We start from the raw sequence: 15,086 nt of genomic DNA, 5'->3' as shown, positions 1-15,086 counted from the left end.
GTGGGCAGCGTCATGGGCGCTCCTATTGCTTATAGCGGCTAATAGCGGCTTATAGCGGCTTATTGGGCGGACAGGTCCGTGCCGAAGTATTTGACCGAGATGGTCTTGTACGTGCCGTCGGCCTTCATGTCGGCCAGCGCCTTGTCGATGGCCGCCTTGAGTTCCGGATTGCCTTTGCGGATCAGCACGCCGGAATTGCTGAATTCCGCCGTTTTGTCCGTGGCCGCGATCTTCACGCGGGCGTTGGGCTTCTGCTTCTTGAAGTCCAGGAAGGACAGGTTGTCGTTGACCGTGGCTTCGACGCGGCCGGAGGTCAGCAGGTCGATGGCCTCGTTAAAGCCCTGCACGGCGACCACTTCCGCGCCGTGGCTCTGCGCCAGCTTGCCGAAGTTGCTGGTCAGCGTATTGGCGGACTTCTTGCCCTTCAGGTCCGCGAAGGACTTGATGCTGGTGTTGTCGTCGCGCACGATCAGCACGGCGGCGGACGAGATGTAGGGATCAGAAAAATCGTACTTGGCGCGGCGCGCCTCGGTGATGCCCACCTGGTTGATGACCGCGTCGTAGCGCTTGGCGTCCAGTCCCGCGATAAGACCGTCCCACTTGCCTTCCACGAACTGCGCCTTCACGCCCAGGCGTTCGGCGATGGCGCGGCCGATGTCCACGTCAAAGCCGGTCAACTGGCCGGAGGCATCGTGGTAGGTGAAGGGCGCGTAGGTGCCCTCGGTGCCGATCTTGAACACGCCCGCGGATTTGATCTGGTCCAGCCCGGACTGGGCGTGGGCGGCGGACAGCGCGGCGGCCTGCACGAGGCCGGCGACGAGAAGCGTACGGAAGAGTTTCATGGCAATGCTCCACGGAGGTTCACTGTGGAGAGCATGTGGGCCTGCAATGCCCTCCGGCGTAGCCGCACTCTAACAACCGGCCTATTTTTCCACAAAGCATATGGAATAGTAAAAATATAGCTGCAGGTCATATGGCGGCGCTTGTCCCGCTTCTGTCACACAGGCCCGCCATGATGGCGGGCACCGGCATGGAGCCGGGGCGGGGGGCGCACATGCAGCATGGCGAACGACTCAATGGCGTGACCCATTTGACCGGGCTGGCGCTGGCGGTGCTGGCGTCCGGCGCATTGCTCACGCGCGCGGCCGAATTGCGGGTGGATACGCGCCAGATCATCGGCTGCGCCGTATTCGCGGCGTCGATGATCGCGGTCTACGCGTCGTCGGCCCTGTTTCACTGTTCGCAGGGCCGGCGCAAGGCGATGTGGGCCAAGGCGGACCACTGCGCGATCTATCTGCTGATCGCCGGCACCTATACGCCGTTGGCGTTCGGTCCGGTGGACCACGGCTGGGGCGCGGCGATGGGCGTGGCGATCTGGCTGCTGGCCTTCGTGGGCATCAGCCGCGAACTCTGGTGGGCGCGCGGCGCCCCGCCGGCCTTGCCGCTGTACCTGGCGATGGGCTGGCTGGGCGTGGCGTTCGCCGCGCCGATCGCGGGCGCGCTATCCACGGCGGGACTGGCCTGGCTGCTGGCGGGCGCGGCCATCTACACCACGGGCACGCTGTTCTACGCGAACGACAAGCGTTGGCGCCACGCGCACGGCATCTGGCATCTTTTCGTCATGGCCGGCACGGCCTGCCACTTCGTGACGGTGTTCGGCTTCCTGGAACACGCGCCGGCCTAGCGGCGCGGCGGCTACTGCCGCCAGGCGGACAAGGGCAGCATGCCTTCGCGGCTTTTCACTTTGCGCATGACGATGTGCGAGCACAGGTCGCGCACGCCGGCCAGTTTGCTGAGCTTGTCCTCCACGAAGGTCGAGAACGCGGCCAGATTGCGCGTGCGCACGGTCAGGATGTAGTTGGAAGCGCCGGTGACGATGCTGGCCTCGGTGATTTCGTCGTGCAGCGCGATGCCGGCCAGGAATTCTTCGTGCCAGCCCACGCGCGACTGGTCCAGCGACACATGGACGATGGCCTCCAGTTCAAAGCCCAGTTTTTCGGCGTCCAGCACCGCGCGATAGCCCCGGATGAGGCCCGCTTCTTCCAGCGCGCGCACGCGGCGCAGGCAGGCCGACGGCGACAGCGCCACCTGCTCGGCCAGGTCCTGGTTGCTGAGGTGGCCGTCTTCCTGCAGGCGGGCAAGAATGCGCCGGTCTACGGCGTCGATCTGCATGGCGCAATCCAATTCTGAAAATGGCGAATGGATGCAATTTAATGCGGAAAACCCGGGTAAGTCACGACCGATTTTGCAATTTATCGGCACGTGCGCGCTGATAGTATTTAACGCGAAACCGCTAGAAGGAACGGAACATGAACACTCGCGAAGCCTGCGTGAACGCCGACCGCCAGGATCCCCTGGCCCCCTTGAAAGACCAGTTCGAGCTGCCGCCCGGCGTGCTCTACCTGGACGGCAACTCCCTGGGCGTGCTGCCCAAGACCGCCGCGGCCCGCGCCGCGCAGGTCATCGGCCAGGAATGGGGCTCGGGCCTCATCCGCAGTTGGAACACCGCCGGCTGGTTCGACCTGCCCGCGCGCCTGGGCGACAAGCTGGGCGGCCTGCTGGGCGCGCGCGAGGGTGAACTGGTCGTCACCGACACCACGTCGCTGAACATCTTCAAGGCGCTGGCCGCCGCGCTGCGCATCCAGCAGGCAAAGCACCCGGCGCGCCGCGTCATCCTGTCCGAGCGCGACAATTTCCCCACCGACCTCTACATGATCCAGGGCATGATCGACCTGCTGCAGCAGGGCTACGAAATGCGCCTGATCGACGACGATCTTCCGCTGGACCAGGCGCTGGACGATTCCGTCGCCGTCATGCTGCTGTCCCACGTCAATTACCGAAGCGGCCAGATGCACGATATGGCCGCCGTCACCGCGCAGGCGCATGAGCGCGGCGCGCTGACCATCTGGGACCTGGCCCACGCCGCCGGCGCCGTGCCCGTGGACCTGAACGGCGCCAACGCGGACTTCGCGGTCGGCTGCACGTACAAATACCTGAACGGCGGCCCGGGGTCGCCGGCCTTCATCTGGGTCGCGCCGCGCCACACGCAGGATTTCTGGCAGCCGCTGTCGGGCTGGTGGGGGCACAGCCGCCCGTTCGACATGGCGGTGGCGTATGAGCCCGCGGGCGGCATCCGCCGCTACCTGTGCGGCACCCAGCCCATCGTGTCCCTGTCGCTGGTCGAGTGCGGCCTGGATGTGGCGCACGCGGCCGGCATGGATCAGGTGCGCAAGAAATCGCTGGCGCTGGGCGACCTGTTCATCGACCTGGTCGAATCGCGCTGCGCCGGCCACCCGCTGACGCTCGTGACGCCGCGCACGCACGCCGACCGCGGCAGCCACGTGAGCTTTCGCCATCCCAACGGCTTCGAGGTGATGCAGGCCCTGATCGCGCGCGGCGTGATCGGCGACTACCGCGAGCCCGAAGTGTTGCGCTTCGGTCTCACGCCCCTGTACATCGGTTATGCCGACGTCTGGGACGCGGTCGACATCCTGAAGGACGTGCTGGACACGCGCGCCTGGGACAAGCCCGAGTTCAAGCAGCGCTCCGCCGTGACCTGATCCCAGACGTTGCACCTGGCCGCGCCGGCCTTCCAAGCCGCCATCCCCAATAAAACAGCGCAGTAAAGGAGGAGACAATGCAACAACAGAAAGGATTCGGGCGGATCGCCGAACGCGAGCAGGGGCTCAAGCGCCGCCTGACGTCCGGGCAGATGAGCATGATCGCCATCGGCGGGGCCATCGGCACGGGGCTGTTCCTGGGCAGCAAGTTCGCCATCGGCTTTGCCGGCCCCAGCGTGCTGATCAGCTATGCCATCGGCGGGTTCATCACCCTGCTGCTGATGGCCTGCCTGGCGGAAATGACGGTCGCGCATTCCACGTCGGGCTCCTTCGGCGCCTACGCGGAACACTACATCGGCCCGCTGACCGGCTTTCTGGTGCGCTATGCGTACTGGTCCTGCGTGGTCCTGGCCGTGGGCACCGAAGTGACGGCGGTGGCCGAGTACATGAGCTTCTGGTTTCCCGGCGTGCCCGGCTGGCAATGGGTGTGCCTGTTTTCGGCGGCGCTCATCGTCATCAATGCAATGAGCGTCAAGGCGTTCGGCACCATCGAATACTGGTTCTCGACCATCAAGATCAGCGCCATCGTCGGCTTCATCATCCTGGGCGCCTATGTGGTGTGGGGCAGCCCGCAATACGGCGCCGCGCTGTACACCTCGCATGGCGGCTTCTTTCCGAACGGCGTGTGGGGGATGTGGATCGCCGTGGTGATTTCGATCTTCAGTTATCTCAGCGTCGAGATGATCGCCGTGGCGGCGGGCGAAGCCGAGGATCCCGAACGCGCCGTCAAGCAGGCGTTTCGCGCCACCATCATCCGGCTGGTCGTCTTTTATCTGCTGACGCTGGCGCTGATCCTGGCCATCGTGCCGTGGGACGAAGCCGGCAAGGGCGGTAGCCCGTTCGTGAAGGTGATGCAGGCGCTGGAGATTCCAGGCGCGGCCGGCGTTATCAACTTCATCGTGCTGGTGGCGGCCCTGTCGGCCATGAACAGCCAGCTCTACATCACCACCCGCATGATGTTCAGCCTGTCGCGCGCGGGCCATGCGCCGTCGGCGCTGGGCCGGCTGACGCGCAGCGGCACTCCGCTGAACGCGCTGCTGCTGTCAACCAGCGGCATCGCCATCGCCACGGTGCTGAACGTGCTGTATCCCGAGACGGCCTTCACGCTGATGATGGCCATTTCGATGTTCGGCGCGCTGTTCACGTGGATGATGATCTTCGTCACGCACTACTTCTTTCGCCGCCGCTGGGTGCGCGAAGGCGGCGAGCGGCTGTCGTTCCGCATGCCGGGCTTTCCCGTGCTGACGCTGCTGGGCGCGGGGGCGATGCTGGCGATCCTGGTCACCACCTGGTTCACCAGCGTGTTCAAGATGACGCTGGTGTTCGGCGTGCCGTTCCTGCTGTTGCTGGCCGCGCTGTATTACCTGCTGTTCAGGAAACGCGCGCAGGCGGTGGCGCTGAACGCAAGCCGCCAGCAGGCCTGACGCGCGGCGGCGCGGCCTGCGCCCGCCTAGCTAGACGGCGGCAACCGCGCGCTCGGACCGGGCCGCGACCGGCGGGGACGCGGGGGCAAAGACGCGCAGCCGGTGGCCGTCGGGATCCAGCGCGACGAACGTGCGCCCGAAGTCCATGTCGGTCGGGGCCTGCAGGATCGGCAGTCCGCGCAGGCTCCAGTCCACATGGCGCTGGTCGACGGCGCCGGCATCGGACACGGAGAAGGCCAGTTCGGACGCCCCGCCGCGCCCGGCCGCCGCGGGCGCGGCGGCGTAGCGCGACCACAGGCCCAGCATCAGCCCGGAGTCCAGCGCGAACAGCGCGAACGTCGGCGATGCATCGACGGGCGGCCGCTGGAGCAGCGCGCTGTAGAAAGCGGCGCTGGCCTGCGGATTTTCCACATACAGGATGACGAAATTGGTGTCTGACATGATGCGCTCCGGGTGATTGACGCGCTCATGATAGGCAGGGGTGCTGTCAGTTTTTGGCAGTAGCGTACGTCAGTCTTTGCGCGCCTCGTGCTCCAGCGCGCGCCATTCCTTGAGCAGCATGTGCCGGCGTTTGGGGTACCGGTCCGCAATGGCCAGCGTGGCGATGCGGTCGGTGCGGAAATGCCGGAAGTCGCCGCGCAATTCGCACCACGCCATCACCAGGCGCACGCTGTCGAAGAACCCCAGCGCAAATGGCCAGATCACCCGGCTGGAATCGGATCCCTTGTCGTCGCGGTACGTGATGTCCAGCTTCTGCTCGGCGCGGATCGCCTGGCGGATCAGCGCCACGTCAACCCGGTCCGTCACCGCGACGGCGCTGGGAGCGACCAGCAGCGGAATGGCGTCCAGCTCGTCGCGCAGCTCCTGCGGCAGCACCGCGCCGATCTTGGCCAGCGCATTGCGGGCCGCCAGGCCCAGGCGCTCGTCCGAGCGGCGGGCCACCCAGCGCGTGCCCAGCACCAGCGCCTCGATCTCTTCGGTGCTGAACATCAGCGGCGGCAGCATGAAGCCGGGCCGCAGCACGTAGCCCACGCCGGGTTCTCCCTCGATCTCGGCGCCCTGGCATTGCAGCGTGGCGATGTCGCGATACAGGGTGCGCAGGCTGATGCCCATCTCGGCCGCAAGCCGGCGGCCGCTGACGGGCAGGCGGTGGCGGCGCAGGGTCTGCAGGAGCTCCAGGAGGCGTTCGGTGCGGGACATGGGGCGGGCGGAAGAGGGACGCCGCAATACTGCCATGAATTGGCAGCAGGCGGTGGTCAACAGATCCGGAACGGCCGGATGCAATGCCGCGGGCATTCCCCAAGGCCGACGCTGGCCGCCCTGCCGCGCCAGGCCGCGCGGGTTCCGCCCGCTACACCAGGAAAACGACGGCGACGATGGCGATCCCGAGCAGCAGGTTCACGCCCACCCAGCGCCGCACGCCGGCCATGGCCCGGCCGCCCGCGGGCCAGTCGGACGCCGCCACGGCCGCGGCCAGGCGCTTGTACAGCGCGAACCGGATGTGGCCGTAGATGGCCATCATGACGATGCCGCCCGAGGCCATCAGCGTCCAGCTCCTGGGCATGAAGAAGGCGCCGCCCGTCTGCGCCGCCTGGCTGGCGGCCAGGCCGATCATTCCGGCGCCGGTCAGCAGAATCAGGGCGATGGCCGCCATCACGGCGTCCAGGAAAGGCCCCAGCACCGAGGACATGAGTGTCAGCCGAACGGGGGGCTCCAGCTTCGCGGCCGCCGGCCGCAGGAAACAGTGGGCGAAGAACATGCCGCCCACCCAGAGGATCACGGCGATGACGTGGACGAACTGCAGGACGGCGTAGAGCATGAGGTCAGCCTGTGGAAAGCGGCGCCGCGGGAGGCGGGCACCGTACGGATGATATCTCCGCAAGGCCGGCGCGCGGACTTGACCGGGATCAGGGTTTTGCATTTAGAATGAGATTGATTTCTATTTGTAGTTGTGATTTTTAGCGTTGTAAGTCAGGGAGCCATCCGTGCCGAATTCCGTGCTCGCCTCGGGCGATGCCGTCAATCTCCTGTATCGCGCCCATCACGGGTGGCTGCATGGGTGGCTGCGCGCCAAGCTGGGCAATAGCTTCGATGCCGCCGATCTTGCGCAGGATACGTTCGTGCGCGTGCTGCGCCACCGCCACGAGCTGGATGCGCTGCGCGAGCCGCGCGCCTACCTGACCACGATCGCCAAGCGCCTGCTCTTGAACCACCATCGGCGCCGCTCGGTGGAGCAGGCCTATCTCGAAGCCCTGGCCTTGATGCCCGAGGCGCTGGTTCCCTGCGCGGAGCAGCGCCTCATCATCCTGGAGACGCTGCAGGAAATCGAAGAGATGCTGGCGGGCCTGTCGCTGCCCGCCCGCCAGGCGTTCCTGATGGCGCAACTGGAAGGCCTGAGCCACGGCGAGATCGCCGCCAGGCTCAACGTGTCGCTGCGCACCGTGCACCGCTACATCACCAAGGGATACGAGCAATGCATCATGGCGGTGATGTGAGCGCCCAGGCCGACGCGGCCGGCGAGCTGCCGGCCGTCGAGCGCAACGTCGCGCGCGAAGCCGCGCGCTGGCTCTTGCGGCTGAGCTCGGGACGGGCCACGGACGCGGACGTCCACGCCTGCGACCAGTGGCGCGCCAGCAAGGCCGAACACGAATACGCCTGGCAGCGGGCGCAGCGGGTGAATGCGCGCTTCGGGCTGATTCCGTCGGCGCTGGGCATGGCCACGCTGGATCGTCCGGATCTCAAGCGCCGCCGCGCCGCCTTGAAGACGCTGGTGGCCCTGGTGGTGGCGGGACCGGCGGGCTGGGCGGCCTGGCGCGCCGATCCCCTGGACTGGAGCGCCGACTACCGGAGCGTGGTGGGCGAACGGCGCGACGTCAAGCTGGCCGACGGGTCCACCCTGCACTTGAACACGTCCAGCGCCGTCGACGTGCTGTTCGACGACGCGACGCGGCTGTTGCGGCTGCGCGGCGGAGAGATCGCCGTCCATGCCGTCGCGGACCCGGCCAGCCACCCGCGGCCATTTATCGTGCGCACGCGGCTCGGGGACATCGAGGCGCAGGCGTCGCGATTCTGTGTGCGCCAGGAGGGCGGGCGCTGCCAGCTCAGCGTGCAGGAAGGCCGCGTGCGCGTCAGCAGCCCCGCGCAGCCGGGCCGCTTTGTCAGCGTTTCGGCTGGCGAGCAGAGCAGCCTGTCGGCCGCCGGCGCCGCGGCGGCGACGCCGGCCGATCCGCATGCCAGCGATTGGCTGCGCGGCGTGCTGTACGCCAGCGCGCTGCGGCTGGATGCGTTTGCGGCGGAACTGGGCCGCTACCGGCAGGGCATCCTGCGCTGCGATCCCGAGATCGCGCACCTGCGCATTTCGGGCGCATTCCAGTTGCACGACACCGACGCGGTGCTGGCGGCCCTGCCGGCGACCCTGCCCGTGCAGGTGCGCTACCGCACGCCGTACTGGGTGACGATTGTTGCGCGCGAGGCGGCGGCGTGACGGGGGCGCGGGGGACGGGCTTTTTTGGCCGCGCGCAAAAAAACTTTTGAAAATGCTGTCCGGTTCTGAATTCCCGAGGGTCATGGTCTGTATAGGCACACGGATGCCGATACCTGTTGGATCGAAAGGACGACCATGGCTTACTTCCCCGCCGGCCGCGCAAGCGGCTCCCGACCAGCCCGAGGCGCGCAATGCCGGCTGACCCGTCTTACCGCCGCGGTGCATGCCGCGCTGGCCCTGGCCGCGGCATCCGCCGCGATGCTGCCGATGGCGGCGGCGCAGGCGCAGGGAACGGCGGCCGCGCAGGCGGGAGCGCGCGGCTACAGCATCCCGGCGGGGGCGCTGGCCGACGCATTGCCGCGCTTTGCGGACAGCGCGGGCGTGACGGTGCTGTTCGACGCGGCGCTGGTGGGACAACGCCGCACCGCGGGGCTGCAGGGAGAATATTCCGTGCATGAAGGCTTCTCGCGTCTTCTGGCGGGCAGCGGCCTGGGCGTGCAGGAGCGCAGCGCGGGCGTGTTCGTGCTGCAGGCCCTGCCTCAGGGCGCCGTGACGCAGCTTGCGCCGGTCCGGATCGACGGGGAGGCCGCGGTCATCACGCCGGCCTGGACCACCACCACTGACCGCCGCCGCCTGGACGACCTGCAGATCCGGAGCTGGACCGACCTGAGCCGGCGCGCCGAACCCGGCGTGAGCTTCAATCGCCAGACCAACAGCATCAACATCCGCGGCCTGGACCAGGACCGGGTGCTGACCCGCGTCGACGGCATCCGTCTGCCCTGGCTGGACGACGGCGCGCGCGGCGTGAAGGGCGGGCTGGAAGCCGTGGATTTCAACAGTCTGTCGCGCCTGGACATCGTGCGCGGCGCGGACGCCACCGGCGGCGGCTCGGGCGCGATTTCCGGCATCGCCGACCTGCACACCCTGAATCCCTCGGATCTGCTGGGCGAGGGCAAGCGCTTCGGCGCGCTGGCCAAGACCGACTATGACTCCGCCGACAGCAGTTGGGGCGCCAACGCCGCGCTGGCCGGCCAGATCCACAGCAACACGTTCTGGCTGGTGCAGGCCGGCGTGCGCAACGGGCACGAACTGGACAACCGCGGCGAGGTCGGCGGCTATGGTCCCAACCGCAGCAAGCCCAGCCCCGAGGACTACGACCAGCGCAGCTTCCTGATGAAGCTGCAGCAGCGCGTGGACGGCGCCCATCTTTTCGGCCTGACGGGCGAATACTTCAAGCGCGACGCCGACATCGACAGCAAATGGGAGCAGGGCCCTGGCACCAGCTACCTGATCGGCGAAAACAGCACCCGCAAGGAAACCGAGCGCGAGCGCGTGTCGTTCGACTACACGTACACCGCGCCGGATTCGGGCGGCTTCATCGACACGGCCAACGCCGTGGTCTATTGGCAGCGCGTGCGCCTGGACAACTCGCAGAACGGCATTCGCGGCGTCGACGCGCGTGCCCGCATCATTCCGGGCGACCCGTTCCGCTACGGCTTTCCGAATGGTCCGTATGGCCGCAGCAATTCGATCCAGCAGACCTTGTTCGGCGCCAGCACCGAATTCACCAAGCGCATCGCGGGCGATTCGGTGGCGCAGCTATGGTCTTTCGGCGGCGAGTGGTACGGCAACAAGACCGAGCAGAATTCCAGCGGCTACGACAACTGCCCCGCGATCCGTCCCGGCACGCCCGCGCCATTCGGCCCGCGCGCCTGCGACATGCTGCACACCAACCAGGCCGACGTGCCGCAATCCAAGGGCAACCAGTGGGCGCTGTGGGTGCAGGACGAGTTCAGCTTTGCCGACGGACGCTACACGCTTGCGCCGGCTGTGCGCTACGACCATTACGAGCAACGGCCGCAGTCTAGCGCCAGCTACGAAAGCAATCCGAACGCGGGCGCGCTGCCGCCGACCAACAGCGGCAGCCGCTTTTCGCCCAAGCTGCTGGCCACGTGGCGGGCGGCCGATCAGCTCAGCCTTTATGCGCAATATGCCTATGGCTTCAAGGCCCCCAGCGCCACGCAGCTCTACACCAACTATGGCGGCCCCGGCACGTACCTGCGCGTGGGCAATCCGTACCTGAAGCCCGAAACCAGCAAGGGCTGGGAGCTGGGCGCCAAGATCGGTTCCGACGACCTGGGCGGTGCGGTATCGTTGTTTGATAATCGTTATCAGAACTTCATCGATGGCGATGTGCCGCTCAATCCCGATTCGCCGCAGTGGCAGCCGGGGTGGGCGGGGCAGTATCCGCTGGGCGTGACCGGCAACGTCAACCGCGCCAAGGTCCGCATCTACGGCGCCGAGGCGAGCGCGCACTGGAAGTTCGCGCCGGGCTGGCGCACCTGGGGCTCGCTGGCGTGGGCGGTGGGCAAGGACGAGGGCACGGGGCAGTACCTGAATTCCGTGGCGCCGCTCAAGGCGGTGCTCGGCGTGGGTTATGGCCGCGACGTGTGGGGCTTGGATGCGATGCTCACCACGGCAATGCAGCGCAACAAGGTCGAATACCCGGAGGCCTCGGCCGATGCGCCCAACCCCGATTTCAAGGCGCCGGGCTATGGCGTGGTCGACCTGATGGGGTACTGGCGTCCGGCCGCGGTGAAGGGCTTGCAGGTGCAGGCGGGGGTGTTCAACCTCTTCGACAAGAAGTACTGGGAGGCCATCAACGTGCCGACCGCGGGCGCCACCGCGATTCCGCGCGCGGTCGACTGGTACACGGAACCGGGGCGCAGCGTGCGCGTTTCGCTGACGTATCAATATTGAGTTCGGTCCGCCGCCGTTTGGCGCTGACCGGACCGGCGGCGGCTTTCAGCAATGGTTTGCACTGGCCGGAGGGCCTACGATGACGAATACCGATTTCACGATCCGCGCTGAAGCATTGCGCGCCCGCAACGAGGCGCTGGCCGCCTCCCAACCCGGGCTGCGCGCCCGCAACCTGGCCCAGGCGCTGGGCGTATCCGAAGCCGAGTGGGTGGCCGCGGGCTGTGGCGGCGTGAAGGCCACCGCGCTGCACGGCACGCCGCAGGAGATCTTCCGCGAACTGGGCACGCTGGGCGAGGTCATGGCGCTGACGCGCAACGACTGGTGTGTGCACGAACGCCACGGCAGGTACGAGGACATCCAGGCCGAAGGTCCGGTGGGCCTGGTGCTGGGACCGGACATCGACCTGCGCGTGTTCTTCACCGCGTGGAAGTCGGCCTGGGCGGTCGAGCAGGACGGGCGCCGCAGCCTGCAGTTCTTCGACGGCGCGGGCGTCGCGGTGCACAAGGTGTACCGCACCGACGCCACCGATGCGGCCGCGTATGACGCGCTGGTCGCGCGGTTCGCGGGCGAATCGCAATGGCCCGTGGCGCAGCCCTACGCGCCGTCCGCCGATGCCGGGCAGGTCGAGGACGCGCAGGCCTGGCGCGAAGCCTGGCTGGGCATGAAGGACACGCACGAATTCTTCCCGCTGCTGCGCAAGTTCAAGGTGTCGCGCCTGGCGGCCCTGGCGGCGGCCGGCGAAGACCTGGCGCAGCCGGTGCCCGCCGACGCCGTGGAACGCATGCTGCAATCGGCGTCGGAATCGGGCCTGCGCATCATGTGCTTCGTGGGCAACCGCGGCATGATCCAGATCCACTCCGGCCCCGTGCAGTCGCTGCGCCGCACCGGTCCGTGGTTCAACGTGCTGGACCCGACATTCAACCTGCACCTGGATACGACGGCCATCGCCTCGGCGTGGGTGGTCAACAAGCCTACGGCGGACGGCTGGGTGACCTCGCTGGAGGTGTACGCCGCCACCGGCGACCTGATCGTGCAGTTCTTTGGCGAACGCAAGCCGGGCAAGCCGGAACTGGCGCCATGGCGCGAACTGATGGTCGGCCTGTGCAGCGCCCCGCTGGCCGCTTGAGCACATAAGGAAATGGCAATGAAAAAATGGTTGGCAGGGTTGGCGTGGATGCTGGCGGCAAGCGCGCAGGCGGTGCCGCCCGAGCGGGTCGTGACGCTGGGCGGCAGCGTGACCGAGATCGTGTATCGGCTGGGGCAGGGCGGCAAGCTGGTGGGAGACGATCTGTCCAGCCTGTACCCGGAGGCCGCGACCAAGCTGCCGCGCGTCGGCTATTACCGCGCGGTGCCGGTCGAGGGCGTGCTGGCGCTCCAGCCCGACCTGGTGCTGGCATCCGAGCAGGCGGGGCCGCCCGACGCCCTCAAACGCCTGGGCGAGGTCGGCGTGCGCATCGTCACCGTGCCGGATTCACCGTCGGTGGAGTCGCTGAAGGCGCGCATCCGCAACATTGCCGACGCGCTCGACGCGGCGCCGGCGGGCGAAGCCCTGGTGGCCGAGATCACCCGCGACCTCCAGGCGGTCGAGGCGACGCCCGGCACCGGCGCGCGCGCGATCCTGCTGCTCAACCGCACCGGCACGCTGCAGGGCGCGGGCGGCGGCACGGCCGCCAACGAGGTCATGACGATGGCGGGACTGGTCAACGTGCTGAAGGACCAGCATGGCTACAAGCCGGTGTCCGCCGAGGCGGTCAGCGCGCTGGCGCCCGAAGTGATCGTCGTGACCCGCACGTCGCTGGACGCGTCGGGCGGCCTGGACAAGCTGCTGGCGCAGCCGGGCATCGCGTCCACGCCCGCCGCCGCGCGCAAGCGCGTCATCGTCATGGACGACCTGCTGCTACTGGGCATGGGCCCGCGTCTGCCGTTGGCGCTGACCGAACTCAAGCGGGAGGCGGCCGGTGTCATGGGGCGCTAGCGCCAGGCGCGCGCCCGCGCCGCTGGCGCTGGCGGCGCTGGCAGCGGGCCTGCTGCTGGTGGCGCTGGCCGCGAGCAGCAGCGGCGCCGTGCAGATTCCCTTGCGCGACATCCCCGCGCTGCTGTGGGGCCAGCCGGCGGCCGGGGACGCGCTCTGGCGCAACGTGCTGATCGATATCCGGCTGCCCCGCGTGCTGTTCGCCATGGTGGCGGGCGCCGCGCTGGCCATATCGGGCGCGGCGATGCAGGCCCTGTTCCGCAATCCCTTGGCCGAGCCCGGCCTGATCGGGATTTCGGCGGGGGGCTCGCTGGGCGCGGTGGCCGCCATCGTGCTGACCTCGGGCGGATTCTGGGTGCTGGCGCCGGCCGCCTTCGCGGGCAGCCTGCTCGCCACCTTTTGCGCCTATGCGCTGGGCCGCCGCGTGCCCGGCGTGGCCGGCCTGCTGCTGGCGGGCATCGCCATCAACGCGGTGGCCGGGGCCATGATCGGCCTGTTCACCTTCGTGGCCAACGATGCCCAGCTGCGCGACCTGACGTTCTGGACCATGGGCAGCCTGGCCGGCGCGAAGTGGTCGCTGCTGGCGTTCCTGGGGCCCTGGGTGTTGCTGATGTCCGGGTGGCTGATGCGCCAGTGGCGCGTGATGAACGCCCTGCTGCTGGGCGAGCGCGAAGCGCAGCACCTGGGCTATGCGCTCAAGCGCGTGCGCGCGCAACTGGTGCTGGCCTGCGCGCTGATCGTGGGACCGCTGGTGGCCGCGACGGGCGGCATCGGCTTCGTGGGCCTGGTGGTGCCGCATCTGGTGCGCATGACGCTGGGCGCCAACCACCGCTGGCTGCTGCCCGCCTGCGTGCTGGGCGGCGCGCTGGCGCTGACGCTGGCCGACTGGCTGGCGCGGGTGGCGGTGGTGCCGGCCGAACTGCCGATCGGGCTGGTGACGAGCCTGGTGGGCGGTCCCTTTTTCTTGTGGCTGCTGGCGCGCGGCCGGAGGCATGGATGATGCTCGCGGCCGAGAACCTCATACTGACGCGCGGCGGCAACCGCATCCTGGACCAGGTGTCGCTCGCGGTGCGGCCCGGCGAAGTGGTGGGCCTGCTGGGCGCCAACGGCGCGGGCAAGTCGACGCTGCTGGGCGCGATGTCGGCCGAACTGGCGCCCGAGTCCGGCACGGTGCGGCTGGGCGACGCCGATGTGCAGGGCCTGGGCCACCGGCAACAGGCCCGGCGGCGCGCCGTGCTGCCCCAGAAGCCCGGCCTCGCCTTTGACCTGGACGTGCGCGAGGTGGTGGCGATGGGCGCCTATCCCTTTCCGGAGCTGTCGCCCGCGCAGGTGGAGGCGCTGGTCGAGCAGGCGCTGGGCTGGGCCGACGTGACCCACCTGAACGCGCGGCGCTATCCCGAACTTTCCGGCGGCGAACAGCAGCGCGTGCAGTTCGCCCGCGTCCTGGTGCAGTGCAAGGCGGCGCGCGTGGACGGCGAGCCGCGTTATTTGCTGCTGGACGAGCCCACCGCCAGCCTGGACCCCAGGCACCAGGGCGACCTGCTGCGCGTGGCGGCGGGCCTGGCCCATGCCGGCGATACGGGGGTACTGGTGATCCTGCATGACATGAACCTCGCGGCGCGCTGGTGCGACCGCCTGCTGCTGCTCTGCGGCGGCCGCGAAATCGCGGCGGGCGCGCCGGCGCAGGTGCTGACGCCGAAGAACCTGCACCTGGCCTACGGCATCGACGCCCACGTCATGTCCCATCCCCTGCAGCCGGACCGGCTGCTCGTGGTGACGGCCTGAGGGGCTGACGGCACGTCGGCGTGACGCGGCGCGCGGGGCCG

The 15,086-nt window shown here is 68.5% G+C and carries 15 protein-coding genes; 10 read left to right on the top strand and 5 right to left on the bottom strand.

The features are described 5' to 3' along the window. Window positions 1–59: 59 nt before the first annotated feature. On the bottom strand, window positions 60–842 hold the full coding sequence (locus BXA00_RS03500; protein WP_076516256.1) for an amino acid ABC transporter substrate-binding protein: 783 nt from the start codon (window positions 840–842) through the stop codon (window positions 60–62). A gap of 212 nt (window positions 843–1,054) precedes the next feature. On the opposite strand from BXA00_RS03500, the gene BXA00_RS03495 reads away from it, so the two are divergent. Next, window positions 1,055–1,684, top strand: a complete 630-nt coding sequence (locus BXA00_RS03495; protein WP_076521772.1) for a hemolysin III family protein — start codon at window positions 1,055–1,057, stop codon at window positions 1,682–1,684. An 11-nt stretch (window positions 1,685–1,695) separates the two neighbouring features. Here BXA00_RS03495 and BXA00_RS03490 read toward each other — a convergent pair whose 3' ends face one another. Beyond that, window positions 1,696–2,172, bottom strand: a complete 477-nt coding sequence (locus BXA00_RS03490) for an Lrp/AsnC family transcriptional regulator (RefSeq protein ID WP_076516254.1) — start codon at window positions 2,170–2,172, stop codon at window positions 1,696–1,698. 137 nt (window positions 2,173–2,309) lie between these two features. Here BXA00_RS03490 and kynU point away from each other — a divergent pair, with 137 nt between their 5' ends. Both kynU and BXA00_RS03480 read left to right on the top strand, forming a co-directional pair. Further along, complete coding sequence (kynU, locus tag BXA00_RS03485; protein ID WP_076516253.1) at window positions 2,310–3,560, top strand: kynureninase; 1,251 nt, start codon at window positions 2,310–2,312, stop codon at window positions 3,558–3,560. Between the two features lie 77 nt (window positions 3,561–3,637). Continuing rightward, window positions 3,638–5,044, top strand: a complete 1,407-nt coding sequence (locus BXA00_RS03480) for an amino acid permease (protein WP_076516252.1) — start codon at window positions 3,638–3,640, stop codon at window positions 5,042–5,044. A gap of 30 nt (window positions 5,045–5,074) precedes the next feature. Here the strand turns inward: BXA00_RS03480 and BXA00_RS03475 are convergent, their stop codons facing one another. The 3 genes from BXA00_RS03475 to BXA00_RS03465 all read right to left on the bottom strand — a co-directional run bounded on the left by BXA00_RS03475 (window position 5,075) and on the right by BXA00_RS03465 (window position 6,863). Next, window positions 5,075–5,485 carry a VOC family protein gene (locus tag BXA00_RS03475; RefSeq protein WP_076516250.1) on the bottom strand — a complete coding sequence of 137 codons (411 nt, stop codon included), beginning with the start codon at window positions 5,483–5,485 and terminating at the stop codon, window positions 5,075–5,077. 69 nt (window positions 5,486–5,554) lie between these two features. Beyond that, entirely contained in the window at window positions 5,555–6,244 is a 690-nt protein-coding gene (locus BXA00_RS03470; RefSeq protein ID WP_076516248.1) for a YafY family protein, read from the bottom strand. Window positions 6,245–6,395: 151 nt separating this feature from the next. Continuing rightward, entirely contained in the window at window positions 6,396–6,863 is a 468-nt protein-coding gene (locus BXA00_RS03465; RefSeq protein WP_076516246.1) for a CopD family protein, read from the bottom strand. 166 nt (window positions 6,864–7,029) lie between these two features. Here BXA00_RS03465 and BXA00_RS03460 point away from each other — a divergent pair, with 166 nt between their 5' ends. From BXA00_RS03460 to BXA00_RS03430, 7 genes are all read left to right on the top strand, one after another. After that, window positions 7,030–7,539 (top strand): sigma-70 family RNA polymerase sigma factor, encoded by a 510-nt coding sequence (locus BXA00_RS03460; protein WP_076516245.1) that lies wholly within the window; start codon window positions 7,030–7,032, stop codon window positions 7,537–7,539. Next, complete coding sequence (locus BXA00_RS03455; protein WP_076516243.1) at window positions 7,518–8,528, top strand: FecR domain-containing protein; 1,011 nt, start codon at window positions 7,518–7,520, stop codon at window positions 8,526–8,528. The genes BXA00_RS03460 and BXA00_RS03455 overlap by 22 nt, the downstream gene beginning before the upstream one ends. A gap of 135 nt (window positions 8,529–8,663) precedes the next feature. Then, window positions 8,664–11,288: a TonB-dependent receptor gene (locus BXA00_RS03450; protein WP_076516242.1), complete on the top strand. Its 2,625-nt coding sequence runs from the start codon at window positions 8,664–8,666 to the stop codon at window positions 11,286–11,288. Between the two features lie 79 nt (window positions 11,289–11,367). Further along, entirely contained in the window at window positions 11,368–12,414 is a 1,047-nt protein-coding gene (locus BXA00_RS03445) for a hemin-degrading factor (protein ID WP_076516240.1), read from the top strand. Window positions 12,415–12,432: 18 nt separating this feature from the next. Then, window positions 12,433–13,263: a hemin ABC transporter substrate-binding protein gene (locus tag BXA00_RS03440; RefSeq protein WP_076516238.1), complete on the top strand. Its 831-nt coding sequence runs from the start codon at window positions 12,433–12,435 to the stop codon at window positions 13,261–13,263. Window positions 13,264–13,312: 49 nt separating this feature from the next. Next, entirely contained in the window at window positions 13,313–14,260 is a 948-nt protein-coding gene (locus BXA00_RS03435) for an iron ABC transporter permease (protein WP_076521771.1), read from the top strand. After that, entirely contained in the window at window positions 14,257–15,045 is a 789-nt protein-coding gene (locus BXA00_RS03430; RefSeq protein WP_076516236.1) for a heme ABC transporter ATP-binding protein, read from the top strand. Before BXA00_RS03435 ends, BXA00_RS03430 begins: the two co-directional genes overlap by 4 nt. Window positions 15,046–15,086: the final 41 nt, after the last annotated feature.

It is taken from the genome of Achromobacter sp. MFA1 R4, from assembly GCF_900156745.1.
In the GTDB taxonomy this organism is placed as follows: domain Bacteria; phylum Pseudomonadota; class Gammaproteobacteria; order Burkholderiales; family Burkholderiaceae_B; genus Achromobacter.
Note: the sequence above shows the minus strand (reverse complement) of the source record. Positions and strands in the feature narration are given on the sequence as shown.